Source organism: Tamlana carrageenivorans (genome assembly GCF_002893765.1).
Lineage (GTDB): Bacteria > Bacteroidota > Bacteroidia > Flavobacteriales > Flavobacteriaceae > Pseudotamlana > Pseudotamlana carrageenivorans.
Window position 1 is genome coordinate 1,102,556 of the sequence record NZ_CP025938.1, and the last position, 22,353, is coordinate 1,124,908.

At 35.9% G+C, this 22,353-nt stretch carries 20 protein-coding genes, 1 tRNA gene and 1 pseudogene; 12 read left to right on the top strand and 10 right to left on the bottom strand.

The genetic code is table 11. The annotated features are described in order from the left end of the window. Positions 1-9: 9 nt before the first annotated feature. Positions 10-471, bottom strand: a complete 462-nt coding sequence (gene rimP / locus C1A40_RS05040) for a ribosome assembly cofactor RimP (protein WP_102994943.1) — start codon at positions 469-471, stop codon at positions 10-12. Between the two features lie 118 nt (positions 472-589). Continuing rightward, positions 590-751: a hypothetical protein gene (locus tag C1A40_RS18105; RefSeq protein ID WP_158651272.1), complete on the bottom strand. Its 162-nt coding sequence runs from the start codon at positions 749-751 to the stop codon at positions 590-592. Positions 752-879: 128 nt separating this feature from the next. On the opposite strand from C1A40_RS18105, the gene C1A40_RS05045 reads away from it, so the two are divergent. Further along, complete coding sequence (locus C1A40_RS05045) at positions 880-1,710, top strand: universal stress protein (RefSeq protein ID WP_102994944.1); 831 nt, start codon at positions 880-882, stop codon at positions 1,708-1,710. 159 nt (positions 1,711-1,869) lie between these two features. Here the strand turns inward: C1A40_RS05045 and C1A40_RS05050 are convergent. Beyond that, a tRNA-Gln gene (locus C1A40_RS05050) sits at positions 1,870-1,942 on the bottom strand. A 151-nt stretch (positions 1,943-2,093) separates the two neighbouring features. On the opposite strand from C1A40_RS05050, the gene C1A40_RS05055 reads away from it, so the two are divergent. Together C1A40_RS05055 and C1A40_RS05060 are read left to right on the top strand one after the other, a co-directional pair. Then, complete coding sequence (locus tag C1A40_RS05055; RefSeq protein WP_102994945.1) at positions 2,094-5,402, top strand: glycosyltransferase family 117 protein; 3,309 nt, start codon at positions 2,094-2,096, stop codon at positions 5,400-5,402. A gap of 17 nt (positions 5,403-5,419) precedes the next feature. Continuing rightward, a complete protein-coding gene (locus tag C1A40_RS05060) occupies positions 5,420-6,082 on the top strand; it encodes a polysaccharide deacetylase family protein (RefSeq protein WP_102994946.1) in 663 nt (220 codons plus the stop codon). Here C1A40_RS05060 and C1A40_RS05065 read toward each other — a convergent pair. After that, positions 6,079-6,375 (bottom strand): thioredoxin family protein, encoded by a 297-nt coding sequence (locus tag C1A40_RS05065; protein WP_068601051.1) that lies wholly within the window; start codon positions 6,373-6,375, stop codon positions 6,079-6,081. The genes C1A40_RS05060 and C1A40_RS05065 overlap by 4 nt on opposite strands. Before the next feature lie 151 nt (positions 6,376-6,526). Continuing rightward, entirely contained in the window at positions 6,527-7,762 is a 1,236-nt protein-coding gene (locus C1A40_RS05070; RefSeq protein ID WP_102994947.1) for a metallophosphoesterase, read from the bottom strand. Positions 7,763-8,311: 549 nt separating this feature from the next. On the opposite strand from C1A40_RS05070, the gene polA reads away from it, so the two are divergent. The 7 genes and pseudogenes from polA to C1A40_RS05105 form a co-directional block, all read left to right on the top strand. After that, entirely contained in the window at positions 8,312-11,167 is a 2,856-nt protein-coding gene (gene polA, locus C1A40_RS05075) for a DNA polymerase I (protein ID WP_102994948.1), read from the top strand. Positions 11,168-11,185: 18 nt separating this feature from the next. Further along, positions 11,186-11,434: a hypothetical protein gene (locus C1A40_RS05080; protein WP_158651273.1), complete on the top strand. Its 249-nt coding sequence runs from the start codon at positions 11,186-11,188 to the stop codon at positions 11,432-11,434. 3 nt (positions 11,435-11,437) lie between these two features. Continuing rightward, on the top strand, positions 11,438-11,824 hold the full coding sequence (locus C1A40_RS05085) for a (deoxy)nucleoside triphosphate pyrophosphohydrolase (protein WP_102994950.1): 387 nt from the start codon (positions 11,438-11,440) through the stop codon (positions 11,822-11,824). Beyond that, a complete protein-coding gene (locus C1A40_RS05090) occupies positions 11,821-14,958 on the top strand; it encodes a DUF3427 domain-containing protein (protein WP_102994951.1) in 3,138 nt (1,045 codons plus the stop codon). The genes C1A40_RS05085 and C1A40_RS05090 overlap by 4 nt, the downstream gene beginning before the upstream one ends. Before the next feature lie 160 nt (positions 14,959-15,118). Beyond that, complete coding sequence (locus tag C1A40_RS05095; RefSeq protein WP_102994952.1) at positions 15,119-15,361, top strand: type II toxin-antitoxin system ParD family antitoxin; 243 nt, start codon at positions 15,119-15,121, stop codon at positions 15,359-15,361. Continuing rightward, a complete protein-coding gene (locus C1A40_RS05100; protein ID WP_102994953.1) occupies positions 15,358-15,660 on the top strand; it encodes a type II toxin-antitoxin system RelE/ParE family toxin in 303 nt (100 codons plus the stop codon). The genes C1A40_RS05095 and C1A40_RS05100 overlap by 4 nt, the downstream gene beginning before the upstream one ends. Before the next feature lie 175 nt (positions 15,661-15,835). Beyond that, positions 15,836-16,462 (top strand): annotated as a pseudogene (locus C1A40_RS05105) (IS256 family transposase); the annotation flags it as partial. A gap of 72 nt (positions 16,463-16,534) precedes the next feature. Here the strand turns inward: C1A40_RS05105 and istB are convergent. The 3 genes from istB to C1A40_RS18450 are packed head-to-tail and all read right to left on the bottom strand — an operon-like array spanning position 16,535 to position 18,867. Continuing rightward, on the bottom strand, positions 16,535-17,275 hold the full coding sequence (istB, locus tag C1A40_RS05110) for an IS21-like element helper ATPase IstB (protein WP_102994954.1): 741 nt from the start codon (positions 17,273-17,275) through the stop codon (positions 16,535-16,537). Positions 17,276-17,312: 37 nt separating this feature from the next. Then, positions 17,313-18,143, bottom strand: a complete 831-nt coding sequence (locus C1A40_RS18445; RefSeq protein ID WP_241910487.1) for a Mu transposase domain-containing protein — start codon at positions 18,141-18,143, stop codon at positions 17,313-17,315. 58 nt (positions 18,144-18,201) lie between these two features. Then, positions 18,202-18,867: a helix-turn-helix domain-containing protein gene (locus tag C1A40_RS18450; protein WP_241910488.1), complete on the bottom strand. Its 666-nt coding sequence runs from the start codon at positions 18,865-18,867 to the stop codon at positions 18,202-18,204. A 389-nt stretch (positions 18,868-19,256) separates the two neighbouring features. Between C1A40_RS18450 and C1A40_RS18455 the strand changes: the two genes are divergently transcribed. Further along, positions 19,257-19,796: a sialate O-acetylesterase gene (locus C1A40_RS18455; protein WP_277871392.1), complete on the top strand. Its 540-nt coding sequence runs from the start codon at positions 19,257-19,259 to the stop codon at positions 19,794-19,796. 21 nt (positions 19,797-19,817) lie between these two features. Further along, positions 19,818-20,339, top strand: coding sequence for a hypothetical protein (locus C1A40_RS18460; protein WP_241910490.1), 522 nt, complete (start codon positions 19,818-19,820; stop codon positions 20,337-20,339). Between the two features lie 88 nt (positions 20,340-20,427). On the opposite strand, the gene C1A40_RS05125 is transcribed toward C1A40_RS18460, so the two are convergent. Continuing rightward, positions 20,428-21,096 (bottom strand): bifunctional 4-hydroxy-2-oxoglutarate aldolase/2-dehydro-3-deoxy-phosphogluconate aldolase, encoded by a 669-nt coding sequence (locus C1A40_RS05125; protein ID WP_067147016.1) that lies wholly within the window; start codon positions 21,094-21,096, stop codon positions 20,428-20,430. A gap of 15 nt (positions 21,097-21,111) precedes the next feature. Then, the gene (locus C1A40_RS05130; RefSeq protein ID WP_102994955.1) at positions 21,112-22,329 is read right to left on the bottom strand and encodes a 6-phosphofructokinase; all 1,218 of its coding nucleotides are present in this window, start codon (positions 22,327-22,329) and stop codon (positions 21,112-21,114) included. Between the last annotated feature and the right edge of the window lie 24 nt (positions 22,330-22,353).

Genomic DNA, 22,353 nt, shown 5'->3' on the forward strand with positions numbered 1-22,353 from the left:
TCTTTTAAATTAAAATTTAATCATAACTTTTGCTTCTACAATATCTTCATAAGGAATACGCCCTTCCTTTTTAACAGTAACCTTGCCTTTACCAACTGGTTTTGGCTCACGAACTTTCCACTCTAAAACCACCTCAATTTCGGTAGCTTCCACAAGTGTCCCTTCCATCTCTTCGGTTTTTGTTTTTACCTTAAGGGTTCTGTTTAAATTTTTCTTATACTGACGATTGTGAACTAACGGTGATGCTGCTCCTGCCGACATCACTTCTAAAGAAAAATCTTCCTCCTCACGATCTAAATTGTGCTCGATAGCGCGACTGATAAACATGCAGTCTTCGACTAACACACCTGAATCGCCATCAATAATTACTTTAATGTGATTTTCATTATTTATAGAAAAATCAATAAGAAACAAATCTGGTCTTTCAACCAGTGCTGCATCTAATAATTCTGTAACTTTATTTTTAAACATTTTTAGTATAAAAAGAGGGGACTTTTCGTCCCCTCATATCTTTAAATTTGCCTTTCAACGGTGCAAATATACAATATTTTATTGATTCTTAAAGCCCCTAAGCAAAATATGTATAAACTTAAAGCTTTACAAAACGCTTAACACCAGAAATTTCAGTTTTCATAACACCCATTACCACAGAGACATGCACCTCATATAAAATCATTTTTTTCGATTCATTACACGATTTATCCGCTAAAAATACACCACTACCCTTACCAACCATAACCACAACTTCCATTTATTAACAAAAAGCAACCCAAAACCAAACGTTAAAAGCGGGTAAATTCACTTACTATTAATAGAATATTTCTTATTTTAGAGGTAGTCTTAAAATTTGAATTTTATTTCAAAACAAAAACTAAAATTATGAACAAAATACTTGTCCCTACCGACTTTTCACCACAGGCAGAAAACGCTTTAAAAGTCGCTGCACAACTCGCTAAGAAGCATGATTGTAAAATCCACCTACTGCATATTTTAGACTTACCATTACAGCAAATAGACCCTGTAAACACTATGAATTTCTCTTCAGGACCCGAGGCGTTATTCTTTATGAAACTGGCAAAACAAAAATTTGACGATTTACTGAAACGCGATTACCTAAAAGACATTCGTGTGATTGACAGTATCGAATTTACAGAAATTTACAACGGCATTTCTAAACAATGCGAAAAAAACAACATCGACCTCATTATAATGGGTTCGAATGGCTCTAGTGGTATTGAAGAAATCTTAATAGGAAGTAACACCGAAAAAGTGGTTAGAAACTCTGAAACTCCAGTTTTGGTAATTAAAAGACCACACACCGAATTTGACATCAACAAGATTGTATTTGCATCAGATTTTGCTGAAGAAAGCATACCAGCGCTACAAAAAACCGCAGATTTTGCTAAACTTTGGCAAGCTAAAATCCATTTACTCTTAGTAAATACCCCAAATCAATTTATTACCACAAAAACAGCCACCGAACGCATTAAAAAGTTTGTAAAAAACCTAAATTCTGAAGATTTTACCACAACCATTTACAACGATATCACGATTGAAAAAGGTATTACGAATTACAGTTATAGCATAGACGCCGATTTAATAAGCATGAGTACGAGAGGTCGAAAAGGCATCTCGCACTTTTTTAACGGTAGCATTAGTGAAGATTTAGTAAATCATGCGATGCGCCCCGTGATTACCTTTAAAGTTTAATTACAGTATATTTCAAATAAAAAAAGTCTTTCTCAAATCAAGGAAGACTTTTTTTGTTGGCCCACTAGGGCTTATTTCGACTGCGCTCGATATAAACTTCTCGCACATATATCCTCAAAAAAGAAAAATCCTAACTTCTTTCGAAATTAGGATTCTCTGTTGGCCCACTAGGGCTCGAACCTAGACTCTTTGGTACCAAAAACCAACGTGTTGCCAGTTACACCATAGGCCATTCGTGTAATGAGGCTGCAAATTTAAAACAAAGTTTTAGTTCTGCAAACATTTTTACAAAAAAATATTTCAAAAAACTTAAGCTTAATATAAAATCACCTGCTATACCATATTTATTCTTAAATTCGCATTGCAAAAAAATAACGATATACATGGCAAATTTTGACTATAAAAAATGGAATACCATTTTAGGTTGGTTTTCTTTTTTAATAGCACTTACAACATACAGTTTAACCGTTGAACCTACAGTAAGCTTTTGGGATGCAGGAGAGTATATACTAACCTCTGCAAAACTAGAAGTAGGACACCCACCCGGAGCCCCTTTATTTCAAATGCTTGGTGCCTTTTTCTCCATGTTCGCACTAGAACCTTCTCAAGTTGGTTTTATGATGAATATGATGAGTGCTGTGGCCAGTGCCTTCACTATTTTATTCATGTTTTGGACCATTACCCTACTCTTAAAAAAAATGGTAGTGCAGGATGATAACATGACGCAAAGCAAAGCTATCGCTATTTTAGGAAGTGGTTTTGTTGGTAGTTTAGCCTTTTCTTTTACAGATTCGTTTTGGTTTAATGCCGTTGAAACCGAAGTGTACGCCATGGCCACCTTAATTATGTCTGTTCTTTTCTGGCTTGGCTTACGTTGGGAACAGGACATGGACAAACCTAGAGGTAACCGTTGGCTCATTTTAATTGCTTTTATCATCGGACTTTCATTTGGGGTTCACTTTATGGGTCTTTTAACCATTCCTGCCATTGGTTTAATCTATTACTTTAAAAATTACAAAACCATAACCGTTAAAAACTTCATTATTGCCAATGCTGTTGCGGTTGGTATCCTACTTTTTGTATTTAAATTACTTGCACCTAACATTCTAAAAATATTTAGTGTTTTTGAAATTTTCTTTGTGAATACAGTAGGATTACCCTTCAATTCGGGATCCATTATTGCGGGTATTTCCTTAGTTGCTCTTATTTACTATGCATTAAGATACACGAGAAACAAAAGTTATGTGCATTTAAATACGGCCATTCTATGTGTCACTTTTGTTATTATAGGTTTTGCTACTTGGATTATGCTTCCTATTCGTGCCAATGCGAATGTAGTTGTCAACGAAAACAACCCTAATAGTGCTAGAGAACTTTTAGCATACTATAACCTAGAGCAATACCCAGAAACCCATTTGTTCTATGGTCCGCAATTCACCGATCAATACGCTTATTTGGATGAAAACAATCCTTATGTAGACGACAAACCGAATTACGAAAAGGACGAAGAAGCTGGTAAATATGTTATCGTAAACGACTACAAAAACGCCAAACAAAACTACAACTCTAAACACGCCTCTATTTTACCGCGTATGTGGAGTGCCGAGCATGCCGAGAACTATATGATGTTTACTGGATTTTTAAAATTCAAATTAAAACCAGAATATCAAATGGAAAACGAGCTTCGTGCCTCGGTAGCTAATTTCCAAAAAGATGTGGCCATGGGCAATGTCGATTACGAAGATTATAATAATTTCCTAAAACGATTTAAAGACTATATCGACATCGAAAAACCATCGCTTTTCAGTAATATCTCCTATTTATTTGAATACCAATTAGGCTATATGTACTGGCGTTATTTCATGTGGAATTTCACAGGAAGACAAGATGATATTCAAGGTCGCTATGATAACCACGGTAATTGGATTTCGGGCATAAACTTTATAGACGAGTGGCACTTAGGGCTTCCTCAAGAGAATTTACCTAGTGATGTAAAAAACAACAAAGCTAGAAACACCTATTACTTCTTACCGCTTTTATTAGGGCTTTTAGGTTTTTTCTTCCTTTTTAATAAAGACAAGAAAATATTTTGGGTAACCCTAGTATTCTTCCTTTTTACAGGTTTAGCTATTCAGGTATACACGAATGTGCGTCCGTTTGAACCAAGAGAACGTGACTATTCGGTGGTAGGATCATTTTATGTATTTGCACTCTGGATAGGGTTTGGGGTATATGCCGCTTATGATTTTATTAAAACCTATATTCCTAAAAAAATAGCAGCGCCTTTGGTTTCGGCACTTTGTTTCATATTGGTGCCTATTAATTTAGCAGCTAGCAACTGGGATGACCATGACCGTTCGGGTAAATACACGGCCAATTCTATGGCTAAAATGTATTTAGACTCCTGTGCCGAAAATGCTATTTTATTTACCATTGGCGATAACGATACCTTTGCCCTTTGGTACGCTCAAGAAATTGAAGGTTATAGAACCGATGTGCGTGTTGTAAACACCAGTTTATTCCAAACCGATTGGTATATCGATCAAATGAAGCGTAAGGCTTACGAGAGCGACCCGATTCCTTCTCAGCTCACACACGATTTATACCGTTTTGGCACAAATGATTATATTATCATTCAACCCGTCATTAAAGACACCTTACAGGTTAAACAGTTCTTAGATTTTGTTGGAAGCAACAACCCTAAAACGAAATACAAATACGTATTACAACAACAAGGCGTGGACTTATCGAAAGTAAGAAGTCAGGATGCCAATGCGACTTACTTACCAACGCCTCATTTACGTATTCCAGTTAACAAAGAGAATGTTTTAAAATATGGCATTGTAAAAGAAAAGGATGCCGATAAAATTGTGCCTCATATAGACATCACAGTATCTGGTGGCGCACTTTACAAAAACAGGCTTCTTATGCTAGATATTGTGGCAAATAACGAATGGAAACGCCCTATTTACTTTACAGGCGGAAGTTTTGGTGACGACGACTATTTATGGATGAAAGACTATTTACAATTGGATGGTTTATGCTATAAATTAGTCCCTATTAGAACGCCTATTGATAAAAATAACCCATTCGACATGGGACGTGTAGATAGCGATTTAATGTATGAAAAAGTAAAAAAATGGTATTGGGGTAACAGTGGAAGCCCTGACATTTACCATGATGTAGAAACCAGAAAAAACTCTATTACATATCGTGGTAACCTCGCTCGTTTGGGTGAACAATTAATTAATGAAGGCAAATTAGATAAAGCTGAAGAAATTGCAGACATCGCCATGAAAAATATGCCTGTAGAATACTTTGGTTACTACACACTTTTAGAACCTTACATTAGCTTGTACTACGAAGTTGGTAATCAAGAAAAAGCTCGTAAATTATTTAAAGATGTCGCTAAAAAATACCAAGAAAACTTAAGTTATTATAGCGGCTTAAAAATTGAAAACCAAGAGCGTTTATTTGAAGATATTTATACCGATATCCAGCGCTACAAAGGCTTAATTGATGTTTTAATTCAGTATGATATTAAATTCGCTGAAAGTGAAGGTGATATTTTTAACAACCACTTACGAGCCTTTAAGCATTTTTATGGTGAAGATGAACCTGAAGATGCTGTAGAACCCGTAACACCGCCTGAAGCGGTTGAAGGTTTACAGATTATAGACAGTCTGAAATAATTTTAAATTAAGGTGGTATGCCCTTAATTCCTGTAAAAGTTCCGTTGGTAGTAAAAAAGATGTTCCCAAAGTATATTTGGGACATCCCTACCAACGATAAAACCATCTACCTCACTTTCGACGATGGCCCCACACCAGAGGTTACCCAATGGACTTTAAAGAAACTGGCCGAATATCAAGCTCAAGCTACATTTTTCTGTATTGGAAATAATATAGAAAAACACCCCGGTATTTTTAAAGCCATTGTAAAAGACGGCCATGCCATAGGAAACCATACTTATCATCACCTTAAGGGCTGGAAAACCAAAACAGAACCCTATCTTAAAGATGTTGCGAGAGCCCAAAACCTCATCAACGACATACTAGATCAAGATCAGGATCTAAAACCTCAATCCCAAAAACTATTTCGTCCACCATACGGCAGAATTAAAAATTCACAAGGCAAAAAACTAATCGCCTTAGGTTATAAAATCATCATGTGGGATGTTATCTCGTTTGATTGGGATCGGGAAATAAGCCAAGAAAAGTGTCTCGACCACGTACTTTCAAATGCCGTACCTGGAAGTATTATTGTATTTCACGATAGTGTAAAAGCCGCAAAAAATATGCAATATGCGCTACCTAAAGTTTTAGAATATTACACAAAGCAAGGCTTTTCATTTAAAGCTTTGAGCTTCTAAATATAATCTTGAATAATACCAATAAGCGTATTAGCATCCTGCTCACCACTATAACGCCATTTCATTTCGCCATCTTTGTAAATCATAAGCGTAGGCAAAGCCTTTACACGCAAAGCATCGGCAAGCGCTTTGTTTTTTTCAATATCAATTTTAATAACTTTCGCTTTATCCCCTAAAGCGGCAGCCACATCTCTAAGTGTGAGATTCATGGATTCTGATTGCGAATGCCATTCGGTATAAAAATCTAATAATACCGGAATATTCACATCTATAAGTTCCCCAAATTTTGACATATTCTGTAGTTTATTTTTCAATTACACTATTAAAAAATTTCGCTTAGATTTGTTTAGACATCTATTGATTACGAGCTATTAATTACCAGTGTATTAGCATAAAAATACGCAATTTCTAGTCAATTGCAATTTTTTAAGGAAATTATAGCTTTTAAGCCACTCCGGACCCCTTTTTTAGTTCAATAACGGTTATTTCCGGCCAAATACCCACACGCCCGGGGAAAGCCAGATATCCAAATCCGCGATTCACATTAATAAATTGGTCTTTCTCTTTATAGATACCTGCCCAATATTTGTAACGCCATTTTACAGGACTCCATTTAAACCAGCCTGGAATTTCAATCCCAAACTGCATCCCATGGGTATGTCCGCTTAACGTTAAATGGTAGTGGTAATCGTCATCAATCACTTGTTTTTCCCAATGTGTAGGGTCATGACTCATTAATATTTTGAAATCTGATGCCTTAACATTCTGAGATGCTTTTTTTAAATCGCCAACCTGCTTAAAACCACCTACGCCCCAGTTTTCTACGCCTACCAAGGCAATACGTTCGCCATTTTTTTCTAAAAAGTTAGTTTCATTCAGTAACAAATTAAAGCCCATCTCTTTTTGAATCGCCTTTAAGTCGTCAAGGTTTTTCTTTTTTGCGGCAGCAGACTCCCACTTCACATAATCGCCATAATCATGATTTCCTAAAACGGAATACAAGCCATCTTTCGCTTTTAATCGTCCGAAAACAGACTTATAGGGTATCAGTTCTTCGGCTTTATTATTCACCATATCACCAGTGAAGAGAATCACATCGCTATCTTGTTCATTAATTAAATCGACCGCATATTCCACCTTTTCCATATCATCAAAACTTCCCGAATGAATATCACTTAATTGGGTGAGTTTATAACCATCGAAAGCCTCTGGAAGATCTTCAAAATACATGGTATATTTTAAAACTTTGTAATTGTATCGTCCTTTATAAATCCCATAAATAATAGACGCAAAAGGAATGGCAGCAAGGCCCAAGGCTATTTTGCTTATAAATTGGCGACGCGAAGCCATATATTTTCCTTGTTCATTCTGTCCTTCGGTAAAATACCTGTATAAGGCTTGCGGCACTCTAAAAACATCTTCCAAAAACATGGCTCCTATTAAAAAAATAAAGGGTACAACCACGGCTATTAAAAAACCAACCGCATAACCATGAGTATGTGAAAATCCATCGCTACGGTTAAAACCATAAAACTGAAAAACGAAATTACCAAGTACAAAAAGGGTAATCACCCAATATAAAGCAAGAAGTATATTATTTTTTGTAACGGTTCTAAACGCTTGGAAAGCATAAAAATCGGCCACTAAAAAAATAACAATAAAAATAATCCAACGTATCATTAAAATTTTTTTCTAAAGATAGTCGTATAATCAGGGAATAGTTAACGTAGGCTTTTTTATTTAACGAATCGTTAAGAATTGACATGCTTTATTTGAATGATAATAATGTTCATTTTTTTAGTTCACACCTTATTATTTTAAATTAATGAGTTCATGAATGTCCTTCGTCGATTTCATTGATAAAAAAACGAACCAATCCTTCGACTTCGCTCTGGACAAGCAAATCTAGGCTTACGAACCTTTATCTAAATTTTTCGTTCGTCACCTAAATTTTAGGAACTCGCTATGAGAATTTAAAGTTCAAAGAAAACTCCGTTCAGCTCAAACAGCCTGAAATTTTACCGTGTTTTCACTTCAAATTTCACGATAAATCTTCGATAGGCCATGTACCACGTTTCAAAAAAAAGGCAACTGCAGACCTTTTAAATAAATCTTTTTGATGTTAACTATTTTAAACCATAAAACCCCACCCTCAGCAAAGCAAGGTATTATATTTCTTAAATTAAGCCTAAGTTTTCGTAGTTTTGACTTTCTATCAAAACAAATACAATGTCCGATCAAAAACGTCTTTTTTTAGTCGATGCTTATGCATTAATTTTCCGTGGTTATTACGCTTTTATAAAGAATCCAAGAATCAATTCCAAGGGTGAAGACACCTCGGCCATTATGGGGTTCATGAACTCTTTATTAGATGTAATAAAGCGTGAACGCCCAGATCATTTAGCAGTTTGTTTTGATAAAGGCGGCAGCGCCGATCGTGTTGAAATGTTCGAGGCTTACAAAGCCAACAGAGATGAAACACCCGAAGGCATAAAAACAGCTGTACCATACATTTACGAGATATTAAAAGCCATGCACATTCCTATTATGGTTAAGGACGGTTATGAAGCCGATGATGTAATTGGTACCCTTTCCCGTCAAGCGGAAAAAGAAGGTTATAAAACCTACATGGTAACTCCCGATAAAGATTTTGCCCAGTTAGTAACCGAAAATATTTTTATGTACCGCCCTGTTTTTGGAGGCGGTTACGAAACTTGGGGCATTCCTGAGGTGAAAGCCAAGTTTGAAGTGGAAGATCCCTTGCAGGTGATCGATTTCCTTGGTATGATGGGTGATGCCAGTGATAACATCCCTGGACTTCCAGGCGTTGGCGAAAAAACAGCCAAAAAATTTATTGCTCAGTTTGGAAGCATGGAAGGTTTGCTTGCTAATACCGATCAGCTTAAAGGGAAGATGAAAGAGAAAGTGGAGGCTAACGGTGAATTGGGCTTACTTTCTAAAAAACTTGCCACTATTATGCTGGATGTGCCGGTGGAATTTAATGCCAAAGATTTTGAATTAGATCAACCGGATATTGAGGCGGTAACCAAGATTTTCCAAGAATTAGAGTTTAGACGATTAATTGATAATTTCACCAAGACATTTGCTGTTGAAGGGGTTCCGGGAACATCAACCGAAACTACTAAAGCTTCAGAAGTAGCAGAAACCAAAGAAACGCCTAAAGAAGTAAAGGCTGCTGGAGCAGGGCAATTCTCTTTGTTTGGAGCAGATCCCGCTTCCGCGGAAGCGCCAACAACAAACACTTTCGAGCGCAAAAACATAGCCAACACCCCACATTTTTACCAAAGTGTCCCTTCGGGCATGGCCACCAAATTGTTTATTAAAAATTTATTGAGCCAAACCAGCGTGTGTTTTGATACCGAAACCACAGGTTTAAATCCGTTATCGGCCGAATTGGTAGGCATTGCATTTTCATGGGAAGTAGGCAAAGGCTTTTACTTACCGTTTCCAGAAAACAGAGACGAAGCTCAAGAACTGATAGAACAATTACGTCCGTTTTTTGAAAATGAAGCCATCGAAAAAGTGGGGCAGAATTTAAAATACGACATTAAAGTTTTAGCCAAATACAACATTTCGGTAAAAGGCAAATTGTTCGATACCATGCTCGCGCATTATTTAATTAACGCCGATATGCGTCATAACATGGATGTTTTAGCCGAAACCTATTTGAATTACACGCCAGTTTCTATTGAAACTTTAATTGGTAAAAAAGGTAAAAATCAGTTATCAATGCGTGACGTCGATTTAGAAAAACAAACCGAATACGCCGTTGAAGATGCCGATATTACCTTACAGCTTAAAGAACATTTTAAAAATGAATTGGGCGAGGCTAATACCCAAACCTTATTTGATGATATTGAAATTCCGCTACTTCGTGTATTAGCGGCTATGGAATTGGAAGGCATTAATTTAGATAAGGCCTTTTTAAACAGCCTTTCGGAGCAACTTAATAGTGACATCGCTACCCTAGAAACCCGTATTTACGAAACGGCTGGCGAGACCTTTAATATTGCATCGCCAAAACAATTGGGTGTAGTGCTTTTTGAGAAACTGAAACTGGTAGACAAGCCTAAAAAAACCAAAACGGGACAGTATAAAACGGGTGAAGATATCCTGAGTTATTTAGCCAAGGAGCACCCTATTGTTCAGGACATATTAGACTTTAGAGGTTTATCGAAATTAAAAAGCACTTATGTAGACGCTTTACCAAATCAAATTGATGAAGTTACCGCACGCGTGCACACCGATTATATGCAAACAGTAGCCGCGACAGGGCGTTTGAGTAGTAACAACCCGAATTTACAAAACATCCCGATTCGTACCGAACGTGGCCGACAAGTTAGAAAAGCTTTTATCCCGCGAAACGAAGATTATATTTTACTAGCTGCCGATTACTCGCAAATAGAACTGCGTATTATTGCGGCTTTAAGCAAGGAAGAAACCATGATTTCGGCGTTTAAAAATGGCGAAGATATTCATGCTTCAACCGCTTCTAAAGTCTTTAATGTGCCTTTAGAAGAAGTAACTCGCGAACAGCGTAGCCATGCTAAAACGGTTAATTTTGGTATTATTTATGGCGTTTCGGCATTCGGACTAAGCAATCAAACCGATTTATCTCGAGGGGAAGCCAAAGAGCTTATCGACACCTATTACGAAACCTACCCGAAGCTTCGCGCTTACATTAGCGAACAGGTAGATTTTGCTCGCGATAACGGTTATGTGCAAACCCTTTTAGGGCGTCGCCGTTATTTAAAAGACATCAACTCCAGAAATGCCGTAGTTCGTGGTGCAGCAGAACGTAACGCCGTAAACGCTCCCATACAAGGTAGTGCCGCCGATATTATAAAAATTGCCATGATTAACATCTATAATAAGCTGGAAGCTGGAAATTATAAAACTAAAATGCTCTTACAAGTGCATGATGAATTGGTATTTGATGTGTATAAACCAGAACTAGAAACCATAAGTACTTTAGTAAAAACGGAGATGGAGAACGCTTATACTTTAGAGGTTCCTCTTGATGTAGAATTAGGTACTGGTCGTGATTGGTTGGAGGCGCATTAATTGGAAAAATATTCAAAAATGAACCAATTTGAAGTATTTCACACAGAATATTTAAGACCTTCAAGAACAATAGAAACGGTACTAGTTAAAAATGAATACTCAAGTGAAGTTTTCTTTGTTTACAATTATGAAGGAATTTCTTTTAGAGTATTTAAAACGCATCTAGGCTTAATAAATTTTTTCTTAGATAAATTAGATAGCGATTTTCATTTTAGCTCAAAAAATGAACTTGATGATTTTTTATCTGAAGTCAAATTAGCTGCCTAGAACATGAAAACCATTTCCGTTACATGTGCTATCATTAAATTTGATGATAAAACCTTAGCCGTTCAAAGAAGTAAAGCAATGAAACTTCCTTTGAAATGGGAATTCGCAGGCGGTAAAATTGAAGCTGGAGAAACAGAAACAGACTGTATTCACAGGGAGATTTTTGAAGAATTAAACATCCAAATTGAGCTCCTACAAAGATTGACTCCTGTAATTCATGAATACCCAGGTTTCAAAATTAAACTCATCCCCTTCATTGCTAAATTTGTTTCAGGAGAATTGCAACTTAAGGAACATACTGATTTTATCTTAGCCGATAAAGAAGAGTTACCTAATTTAGATTGGGCAGAAGCAGATTTACCAATTTTAAAAGAATATTTATCATTATGAATCAAGGTATTTACGAAGAATTAATCACTCAGCTTATTAATACAAAATTGAGTGAACTTGATAAAGATGAGTTCTTTTTAAAGAAAAGCTTAATTGATAAGGAGGAAGCTTCAACAATTCTTTCTAAACATTTAGGAAAAACAATAAAACAAGCTTTTGATTTTATTGGAAAAACGAAAGTAGAGGAACAGATAAAAATTGCGAATAAAATTATAAATCTACTTAAAGAAGAACTAAACAAGCAAGAATTTAAAGATGATTTAGTAGATATTGAAGGTGAGATTTTAAAAGCCGTGTTTTCTAAAACTGATGCTCATTTTACAAATTTAGATTTACGTCTCAAGGAAATAACACCATACACAACATTAACCCAAAGTGAACTATTTACAGGTGGGAATGGTGGACTATCATTAGAAAGCGAACTCAAAAAAGAAATTCTATCATCTAACCAAATAAACTTATTAGTCTCTTTTATAAAATTTAAAGGCATCATTATTCTTGAAAAAGAATTAAGAGAATTTACTGAACGTGGCGGAAAATTAAAAGTAATTACTACAACTTATATTGGAGCAACAGACTATAAAGCGATTCAATTACTAGCAAAGCTACCAAATACAGAAGTAAAAATATCGTATAATACGTCTAACGAAAGATTACACGCTAAAGCTTATTTATTTTATAGAGATACAGCATTTCATACCGCTTATATAGGTTCCTCGAATTTTTCAAGGTCTGCGCTCACCGATGGGTTAGAATGGAACTTAAAAATTACAACTAAAGAAGTAAGCCATATTATAGACAAGTTTCAAAAAACTTTTGATGCATATTGGCAAAGTGATGACTTCGAATTATTTGATGACTCTATTCATAAGGAAAAGCTTCAAAATGCACTAAAACAAAGTAAATTTAGTAAGCCTTATGAAAACTCAACTACTTTTTTTGACATTAAACCATTTCCATATCAATATGAAGTTTTAGAAAAATTAGAAGTAGAAAGAAGCATTCACAATCGATATCGAAATTTGGTAGTTGCAGCTACCGGAACAGGAAAAACAGTTATTTCTGCTTTCGATTATAAACGATTTAAACAAGAAAATAAATCAGCAAAACTACTTTTTCTTGCTCATAGAAAAGAGATACTTCAAAAATCGCTTTCAACCTTTCAAGGTGTTTTAAGAAATAATAATATTGGAGAATTATGGGTCGACGGTCTCGTCCCTGATAATTTTGAATACGTATTTGCTTCAGTTCAAACGATAAACAATCAGTACAAGAATTATAATTTGACACCAGAATATTATGACTACATCATTATTGACGAGTGTCATCACCAAATAGCAAATAGTTACCGAGAAATCATTAATTATTTTAAACCAAAAATTCTACTAGGTCTTACAGCAACCCCTGAACGAATGGATGGTGGAGATATTTTAGAGGATTTTGAAAATAAAATTGCAGCAGAAATTAGGTTACCCGAAGCCATGAACCGAAAACTACTGTGTCCTTTTCAATACTTTGGAATTACAGACAGTATCGATTTAACCAATGTTAAATGGGTAAGAGGAAAATACGTAGCTAGCGAGTTAACCGGTTTATATACAGGAAGCGACAGAAGAGTTAGAGAGGTAATTGATGCCCTAGAAAAATATACAAAAGACATAAGTAACGTTAGAGCTTTGGGGTATTGTGTTTCTATGGAGCACGCGAAATACATGGCCGAAAAATTTACTCTAGCAGGATTTAAAGCCGATTATTTAACAAGTAAAAACAGTAATGACAGAGTTTCTATTCGTCAAAAATTAGAAAAAAAAGAAATCAATTACTTATTTGTAGTAGACATGTTTAACGAAGGTATTGACATCCCTGAAATTGACACAGTCCTATTTCTAAGACCTACAGAAAGTTTAACTGTATTTTTACAGCAACTAGGCAGAGGCTTAAGGCTTCATGAAGATAAAGACTGTCTAACTGTTTTGGACTTTGTTGGTAATTCTAAACCTGAATACAATTTTGAAAGCAAATTTAGAGCCTTAATAGGTAAAACAAACACGACTGTTTTAAAAGAAATTGAAGATGATTTCCCTCACCTTCCTTTAGGCTGCTCCATTGTGTTAGAAAAGAAGACTAAAGAAACAATTCTTAAAAATATCTCTGCAGCAACTTCATTAAATAAAAACAAATTAATTCAAAAAATTCAACAATTTCAACATGACACCAATTTACCATTAACCATTGGCAATTTTAGTGCCTTTTATAATATTCCATTACAATCAATTTACAAAAGAGGAAGTTGGAAACGCTTATGCCAATTGGCAGGAAAAATAGAGGATTTTGATTCTGTAAACGAAAAAGTTATTGTATCTGCTATTTCGAAAAAATGGCTTTCAACAAATTCTTTAAGTTATTTTACTTTCGTTCTAAAAATTGCAAAGCTAAATTTCAACATAAATATTTCTGATTTTCAACCAAATGAGCGAACAATGCTTTTAATGTTGCATTATGATGTTTGGCAAAAAGAAGGAGGGTTTGATTCCTTAGAGAAAAGCATAAAAGCCATTGGCATAAACCCCGTATTAATTGATGAAATAAAAGAGGTACTTGAAGTATTAATAGAAAAAATAGACTTTAAAGAACTACCTATTCAGCTTCCTTATGAACAACCGTTAAAACTTCATAGTCGTTACACGAGAGATCAGGTTTTAGCAGCATTTAGAATGAGTAGTTTTGAAAAAAAATCATCAAATAGGGAGGGAACGGCGGAAAACAAAGATTTAAAAACCGAAATATTATTTATCAATCTCATAAAATCAGAAGAAAACTTCTCTCCAACCACAATGTATGATGATTATGCTGTAAATGAATTATTATTTCATTGGCAAACTCAAAACTCAGCTAGACCAGATTCAGGTAAAGGACTGTCATATATCAATCATAAAAAAACAGATAAAAGAATCCTACTTTTTGTCAGAGAAAAAGCTAAAAACGAATTTGGAAATAGTCTAGGCTACGTTTTTATAGGTGAAGGTGAATTGAAAGATTATTACGGCTCAAAACCTATGAGCATCAACTGGGAACTCCATGAGCCGATGCCACATTATTTGTGGAAAGATGCCGCAAAGCTTTCTGTCGGTTAAAAAAACAGAGTGACTTCTTAATTAAAAACGTGAAGCATTGTCCCCCGAGGAGACTTTAAGGGGTATCCGAAACGAAATATAACGTATTGATATTCTTTTGTTCTGTGCCATTTGGCTGCGTTACCAAGATTTGGTATTTTTGAGTAAAAATATTGTCAAAATGGGAAAAAACACATCAATTTCACTCGGAAATCATTTTGAGGATTTTATCAGAGAAGAAGTAAAATCAGGCAGATATGGTTCGGTAAGCGAAGTTATCCGTTCTGCATTACGTTTGCTGGAACGTGAAGAAAAAAAGGAAAGAGAATTAATTAAAGCACTCGAAGTAGGTGAAAATAGTGGTTTTATTGAAAATTTTGATCCAAAACAAAACCTGACTGATTTACATCGCAAACACTTATGAGTAAAAACAAATATCGAATAAGTAAACAAGCGATTGATGATTTAAATGATATTTGGGTATATACTTTTCACAAATGGTCTAAAGAACAAGCCGACAGATATTACGACTTGATAATCGGAGAGATTGAATTTATAGCGGACCACTATTTAATTGGAAAATCGGCTGAACAAACTCGAAAAAACTATCGCGTAACAAAAATCAAATCGCATCTGATTTTTTACAGAAAGGTTGAGCATGACATTGTCGAAATCGTTAGAATTTTACATGAAAGAATGGATCTTAAAAAACGACTGAAATAAAACACTGCACACAACAACGTATAAAATACATCCCTATAGCCTCTCGAGAAAACTTTAAAGGGGTTCCTAAACAAAATTAACGTATTGATATTCTAATGCTTGGCAGTATCTCACAAAGTGTGTAAACAAAAAATATCGAGGGTTGCAACCCTCGATATTTTTTGTTTACACACTTATGAAGAAAGAAGATTTTCTAAACGACGATTTTTTAAAACAGTTCAAAACAGGAGACGAACTAACCTCCTTTCTAAAATCCATCCAAAAGCGAGGTATTGAAAAGATGCTAGAAGGAGAACTTGACGCTCATTTAGACTATGACAAACATCAGCAATCCAATAATAGCAATACCCGTAACGGCTATGGATCTAAAAGGATAAAAACAGCTTTAGGAGAGACTAATATTAAAGTTCCCAGAGACCGAGAAGCTTCTTTTAACCCTATGCTGGTTCCTAAACGCACAAACATGGTTGACGGCATAGAAAACGTCATTATCAGCCTTTATGCCAAGGGTATGAGTAATTCTGATATTGAAGAGCAAATCCGAGAAGTTTACGATTTTGATGTATCTACATCTACCATATCACGTATCACAGATAAAGTTACCAATGATATTATTGCTTGGCAAAACAGACCCCTGGAGCCCGTATATTTAATTACTTGGATGGATGGTATTGTATTTAAGGTTCGGGAGAACTCTAAAGTCATTAACAAAACCATGTACATCGCCGTAGGACTCCGTAGAGATGGTAAAAAGGAAGTCTTAGGACTTTGGCTGGGTAAGAATGAATCGGCTGGCTATTTCGGAGTGACCATGGCACGTATTTCGGTCAAACCGTGCCACTTTAAGAGATCATACAATAATAGTTAAATTTAATTAATACTGTTCTTTCAACTTACCTTTTCTCAAGGATTCTCCAGTAAGGTTTATCCTATGCGATGAATTTACAATACGATCTAGTATCGCATCAGCGATAGTGCTTTCGCCGATAATATCGTACCAAGCGGATACAGGTATTTGTGAAGCTACAATCGTTGCTTTTTTATCATATCTTTCATCGATTATGTCCATAAGCGCCTCTCTGTCCTGATTGTCGAAGCTCTGTAAACCAAAATCATCAAGGATAAGCAGATCTACTTTTAATAGTTTTGCAAGTTCTTTAAGGTAAGTGCCATCTACTTTACTTAGTTTTAATCGTTTCATCAGTCTAGCAGTATTTGTGTATAGGGTTCTTTTATTCATCATACAAGCTTGATGTCCCAATGCCTGAGCTATATAACTTTTACCCACTCCAGAGGATCCTGTGATAATCAAGTTTTCCTTTTTTTGTACAAAATCTAGAGTAGCCAAACGCTCGAACATATTTCTGTCCAAGCTTCTGTTGTGCAGGTAATTAATATCTGTAAGTGTAGCTCCCTGCTTAAAGGCTGCTTGCGTTGTAAGCCTTTTTATCTTTCTATTCTGAAGGTCTTCCCATTGGTGATCGGTAAGCAATGCTAGATATTGATCTGGCGTAAGACCCTCTATTCGGTTATCACTAAGGTGGTTGTGATGGAGTTCAGCCATAGCTGTTAATCTCATTTTTCTGAGTTTTTCGATGGTGTGATTTGTATTCATATATGTATAAAATTTAAGTGATTTTTTCGTGTTGTTTTTACTTATAATTGGATGCCCCACGGATGTTCGCATGCTTGGGGATATGAGAACCTCGGTCTGTTTCTTCTTGTAGGAATAAGGAGCTTTGATCTAGATTATTCTTCAGTATGTTGGTTATCCTGTTGTAGCTTACAGCATCAGCCTGTATGGCTCTTTTGCAAGCATTATCTAACCTTTGGGAGCCATAAGACTTATGGAGTTGTATAACGCCCATAGCTCTTTTATACCCTGTTTCAGGATAATCCAACGCAGCAATAATCCGCTCGACACATGCTGCAACATAACTACCATGGACAACTGCCTTGTTCTTAAAGTATTGCGGACTCCACTGGCTGTATTGTTTATGAGAACTACTAAGGTGATCCTTGTTGGTTATGTATGCGCCTTTGGAACCGCTACGTTGGTGTATAGCTATGCGCTGTTGATTATAATACACCTCTACCATGCCTTTGGTATAGTGTAGCGTGGTTTCCTTGCCAATGTAACGATATGGAACGCTGTAGTAAGTCTTATCTGGTGAAAAATAGATATAGCCTATTTTCTGAACCTTAGCTCTTCTATATTCTTTTATCTCGTAGCGTGTACTGCTTAAGGGTTTTAGATACTCTCGTTCGACGCTTTGGAAGAGCTCCAGACGACTAGCTTCTTTGCGTTGGAATAATAGGTTGTTGTAGCGCTCTAGTAGAAGTTTTATCTCTTTGTTTAGATCTGCTAAAGAAAAAAAGGTCATTTCCCGAAGGGGATAATAAATCCGTTGATAAGCTAGATGCACCGCGTTTTCCACCAGCGCTTTATCTTGAGGGGAGTAACTACGCGTTGGATTGACCACGCAGTTGTAATGGCGGGCAAAGTCTTTAAAACTACGGTTAACCTGAGCTTCGTATCTACTAGATCTGGTAACGACTGATTTTAGATTGTCTGATACGATGGCCTTGGGTACTCCCCCCGTAGAAATGAAGGGCGTTTTCGCAACAACTTATAAAATCTTCACGCTTTTGGCTCATACAAGCCTCAACATAGGTATACTGACTGTTAGGGAGCATGGCAACAAAGACCTCTACTGGAAGTATCTCGCCTGTGATTTTGTCTACTATCTGAAGTTTTTTTCCAGCAAAGTCCACGAACATCTCTTTCCCTGCCTCGTGTTCAAGTTTCATAGATCCCTTGATCTTGGCATATTTACGATGGTAATGCTCCATGAATTGAGTGTAACTATAAGGGTCTTTAACCTTTTGACTATATTCTGTGTAGTGGTACAAAAAAGTAAATCCTGGGTGGTTCCGAGCCTTATTAATACTTTCAAAATAAAGCATCAATTCATCATAGCGTTTGTTATTTATGGTTGTATGAGATGTAAAGAGCTTTTCTAGGGTGTGGTTGTCTAGCTTTAATAACTCCTTAAAACTATAACCACTACCTTTAAATAGGTGTATATAGCTATTTATAGTGTTGCGGCAAATGCCAAGTGTGGCTCCAATTTGACGGTTACTATAACCATCTTGTTTTAAGTTGATAATTTGTTTTAGGTCCTTTGGATCAAGTGTGTTGGCCATATCGCTTTTTAGAGCAATAAGGTAATTACTTGATCTCTTAAAGTGGCACAAATCGAAACGGAAACATTGGCACAAATCAAACCGTTTTTAGCTAACTCAATTTCCGTGTGGCACAATTTAAACCGAAATCAACGGCACAGTAACTCCGAAATCACTGGCACAAATCGAACCGTGTTAGCCATTTACAACAAAAAGATCACGTACGTATCTGGGGATGGGCAGCCCCAAATGAAGACATTGTAATTTCACCATCATGGAATAACAAAACATACAAAACCAAAACATCAAACCAAGCCTTTTGGGAATTAAAAATAGAAACTCCAAAATACGGCGGCCCCTTTCAAATTAAAATTAACGGCTATAACGAGCTTGTTTTAAAAGATGTTCTAATTGGTGAAGTTTGGCTTTGTTCGGGACAATCTAACATGGAAATGCCTGCCAGTTGGGGCATAAAAAATGGCGAACAAGAAATTGCGGCTGCCAACCATACAAACATTCGTTTTTTTACGGCTCCAAAAATTGCAGCAAAAAATTCGCAAAATAATAGCTTAACACAATGGGAAATTTGCACACCAGAAACCATGAAAAAATCTAGCGCTTTATCCTATTTTTTCGCAACCAAACTTCAGGAAACCTTAAAAAATGTACCTGTCGGGCTTATGGTATCTGCCTGGGGAGGCACGCCAGCAGAAATATGGATGCTCGAAAACACAATTACTAATAATGACACCCTAAAAAAAGCAGCTGAAAAACTTAACCCTTCAAAATACGGTCCAATTGAACCTGGCCGAGCCTTTAACAGCATGATTTACCCCCTTATTGGCTACACTATTTCTGGCGTACTTTGGTACCAAGGCGAATCGAATGGCGGCTCAACAGTTTACGATAAAACATTAGAAGCCTTAATAACATCCTGGCGTACAGTATAGCAAAAAAACTTTCCTTTTTATTTGGTACAAATTGCGCCTTATAATTATGGTGATAATCATTTTGGCAGCGTACAAATTCGGGATGCGCAACGCCGAGTTTCAAATACCATTGTACATACCGAAATGGTAGTCATTAGCGATATATCCTCTGTTGATGAAATTCATCCAAAAGACAAAAAATCGGTAGGTGTTCGCTTAGCGAATTTGGCCTTAAAAAAACATTATAAAGTCATTAATGATTTGGTTGAAAGCCCAAATTTTTCATCTGTTACTTTCAGAAAAAATAAAGCCATTTTATCATTTAATTATGCGGAGGGGCTCTATCAAAAAACCTCAAAATCCTTATTCGAAATAGCAGGTGAAGACCTTATTTTTCATCCTGCTAAATTCAAAATAGAGAAACAAGGTATTAGGGTCATATCAAAACAAGTTAGAGTACCAAAATACGTAAGATTTGCTTGGAAAAACAACGCTCAATCCAACATCTTTAACAAAGCAAACTTACCACTCTCTAGCTTTACTACAGTGCATAAAAACAGATAACTAGAGCAACTTCTGGTTGCTAAATTTTTAACAAAAAAAAGGCGGCAACCATAAAGCTACCACCTTTTTTAATTTAAAATAAAGGACCTTATTTTCTAACTTTTTTCACGATAGCTAAAGCATCTTTTACGTCTTGCTCTAACTTCGCGTAATCTTTATTTGCAATAATATCTTTTGAGATTAATTGAGATCCCATTCCAACACAAGTTGCGCCTGCATCGAACCATCCTTTAAGGTTTTCTTCTGTTGGAGAAACACCACCAGTTGGCATAATGCTAGTCCAAGGTTGAGGACCTTTAATACCTTTAATAAATTTTGGACCGTATAAATCGCCAGGGAATAATTTTACGATTTCACATCCTAATTCTTCCGCTCTAGCGATTTCAGTTAATGAACCACATCCTGGAGACCAAAGTACTTTTTTACGGTTACAAGCGATTGCTATATCTTCTCTTAATACAGGCGTTACGATAAAGTTTGCACCTAAAGCCATGTATAATGAAGCCGCAGCACCATCGGTTACAGAACCAACACCCATAATCATTCCTGGTAATTCAGCAATAGCATACTTCGTTAATTCTCCAAAAACTTCGTGAGCGAAATCACCACGAGCTGTAAACTCCATTAAACGCGCACCACCATCGTAGCAAGCTTTTAATACTTTTTTACTTAGTTCTATATCACTGTGAAAAAATAAAGGAATCATTCCTGTATCTTTCATGGCTTGCGCCACTTCTAATCTTGAAAATTGTGCCATAATTATTTATTTTGTTTAATTCCAGTTTAAAATTTTCTTAACATCGTAGTCTTCTGGATTAACTACATATTTTTTTGCTTCTTCATAATCACGCTCTCTAATATAGATAAGGTGATTAATGAATAACTGAGCCATATCTGAATTTATATCAACCAATCTTGGAGGAACTTTGCCGTTCTCATCTTCAAAATCACTTAAATATAAAGGGGTTATATCACCTCTTGAATTAGCACTTACAATACAACCTGTAACGCCTTCATCAAATAATTTTTTAACACCAATTCCTAATAAGGTACACAAAGTTAAATCAAAAGCTATAGGGTTACAACATCTTAGTTCGTAACCAATTTCTACGGGTCTCGACTTAATTTCTAATCCTAATTCTTTCAGTTTGACTTGTAAAAGGTAATTGAAGATATGTGATTTACTAACGTTTCCTAATTCAGGGTGTCCATGATCGTCATAGGTGAAATTAATACCTGAATTTGTAATTTCATCTTCATCCATAAAATGAAAAACACCTTCACTTACTAAAGCCACGCCATATTCAATCCCTTTAATTTTACTTTTAATGATTGATGAAATAATCATTTTGATAAGCTTATCGAAAGTAATGTTCGTTTTATGGAACATTTCTGGGATAATCATCATAGGAAAATGACAAGCTGAAGCAATACCAAAAGCCAAATGCCCTGCTGATCGCCCCATGGCCGAAACAACAAACCAGTTCTGACTTGTTCTAGCATCTTCATAAACGGTGTTTCCTATACGAACACCTTCATCTTTTGCTGTATGAAATCCAAAAGTGGGGTTTCTATCCGGCAAAGGCAAATCGTTATCAATGGTTTTAGGAACGTGAATATGGGCAACATCCAGCTGTTTACTAACAAGAAATCTTGTTAATCGACTTGCTGTTGAGGCCGTATCATCGCCACCAATAGTAACCAATAATTTGACATTATTTTTTTGAAAGAAATCGGCTTTAAAATCGGAATCTTTAGGCTTAAAACGGCTCATTACTAAAGTTGAACCACCTCGACTAAATATGCGATCTGCTTTATTAAAATCGAAAATTTCAACTTGAGGATCATCTGAAAACAAGCCTTTATACCCATGATGTACGCCTAACACATTATAACCATCTTTAATAAAGGTTTTTGCAAGGGTACTAATCACAGTATTAATGCCTGGAGCGGGTCCACCACCACATATAATTGCAATAGATTTTTCCATATATAAAAAAAAGGTAATGAGTTG

Excerpts from the sequence above, each read along its gene's own strand:
- rimP (WP_102994943.1), bottom strand. The coding sequence starts at position 471 with ATGTTTAAAAATAAAGTTACAGAATTATTAGATGCAGCACTGGTTGAA.
- C1A40_RS18105 (WP_158651272.1), bottom strand. The coding sequence starts at position 751 with ATGGAAGTTGTGGTTATGGTTGGTAAGGGTAGTGGTGTATTTTTAGCG.
- C1A40_RS05045 (WP_102994944.1), top strand. The coding sequence starts at position 880 with ATGAACAAAATACTTGTCCCTACCGACTTTTCACCACAGGCAGAAAAC.
- C1A40_RS05055 (WP_102994945.1), top strand. The coding sequence starts at position 2,094 with ATGGCAAATTTTGACTATAAAAAATGGAATACCATTTTAGGTTGGTTT.
- C1A40_RS05060 (WP_102994946.1), top strand. The coding sequence starts at position 5,420 with ATGCCCTTAATTCCTGTAAAAGTTCCGTTGGTAGTAAAAAAGATGTTC.
- C1A40_RS05065 (WP_068601051.1), bottom strand. The coding sequence starts at position 6,375 with ATGTCAAAATTTGGGGAACTTATAGATGTGAATATTCCGGTATTATTA.
- C1A40_RS05070 (WP_102994947.1), bottom strand. The coding sequence starts at position 7,762 with ATGATACGTTGGATTATTTTTATTGTTATTTTTTTAGTGGCCGATTTT.
- polA (WP_102994948.1), top strand. The coding sequence starts at position 8,312 with ATGTCCGATCAAAAACGTCTTTTTTTAGTCGATGCTTATGCATTAATT.
- C1A40_RS05080 (WP_158651273.1), top strand. The coding sequence starts at position 11,186 with ATGAACCAATTTGAAGTATTTCACACAGAATATTTAAGACCTTCAAGA.
- C1A40_RS05085 (WP_102994950.1), top strand. The coding sequence starts at position 11,438 with ATGAAAACCATTTCCGTTACATGTGCTATCATTAAATTTGATGATAAA.
- C1A40_RS05090 (WP_102994951.1), top strand. The coding sequence starts at position 11,821 with ATGAATCAAGGTATTTACGAAGAATTAATCACTCAGCTTATTAATACA.
- C1A40_RS05095 (WP_102994952.1), top strand. The coding sequence starts at position 15,119 with ATGGGAAAAAACACATCAATTTCACTCGGAAATCATTTTGAGGATTTT.
- C1A40_RS05100 (WP_102994953.1), top strand. The coding sequence starts at position 15,358 with ATGAGTAAAAACAAATATCGAATAAGTAAACAAGCGATTGATGATTTA.
- istB (WP_102994954.1), bottom strand. The coding sequence starts at position 17,275 with ATGAATACAAATCACACCATCGAAAAACTCAGAAAAATGAGATTAACA.
- C1A40_RS18450 (WP_241910488.1), bottom strand. The coding sequence starts at position 18,867 with ATGGCCAACACACTTGATCCAAAGGACCTAAAACAAATTATCAACTTA.
- C1A40_RS05125 (WP_067147016.1), bottom strand. The coding sequence starts at position 21,096 with ATGGCACAATTTTCAAGATTAGAAGTGGCGCAAGCCATGAAAGATACA.
- C1A40_RS05130 (WP_102994955.1), bottom strand. The coding sequence starts at position 22,329 with ATGGAAAAATCTATTGCAATTATATGTGGTGGTGGACCCGCTCCAGGC.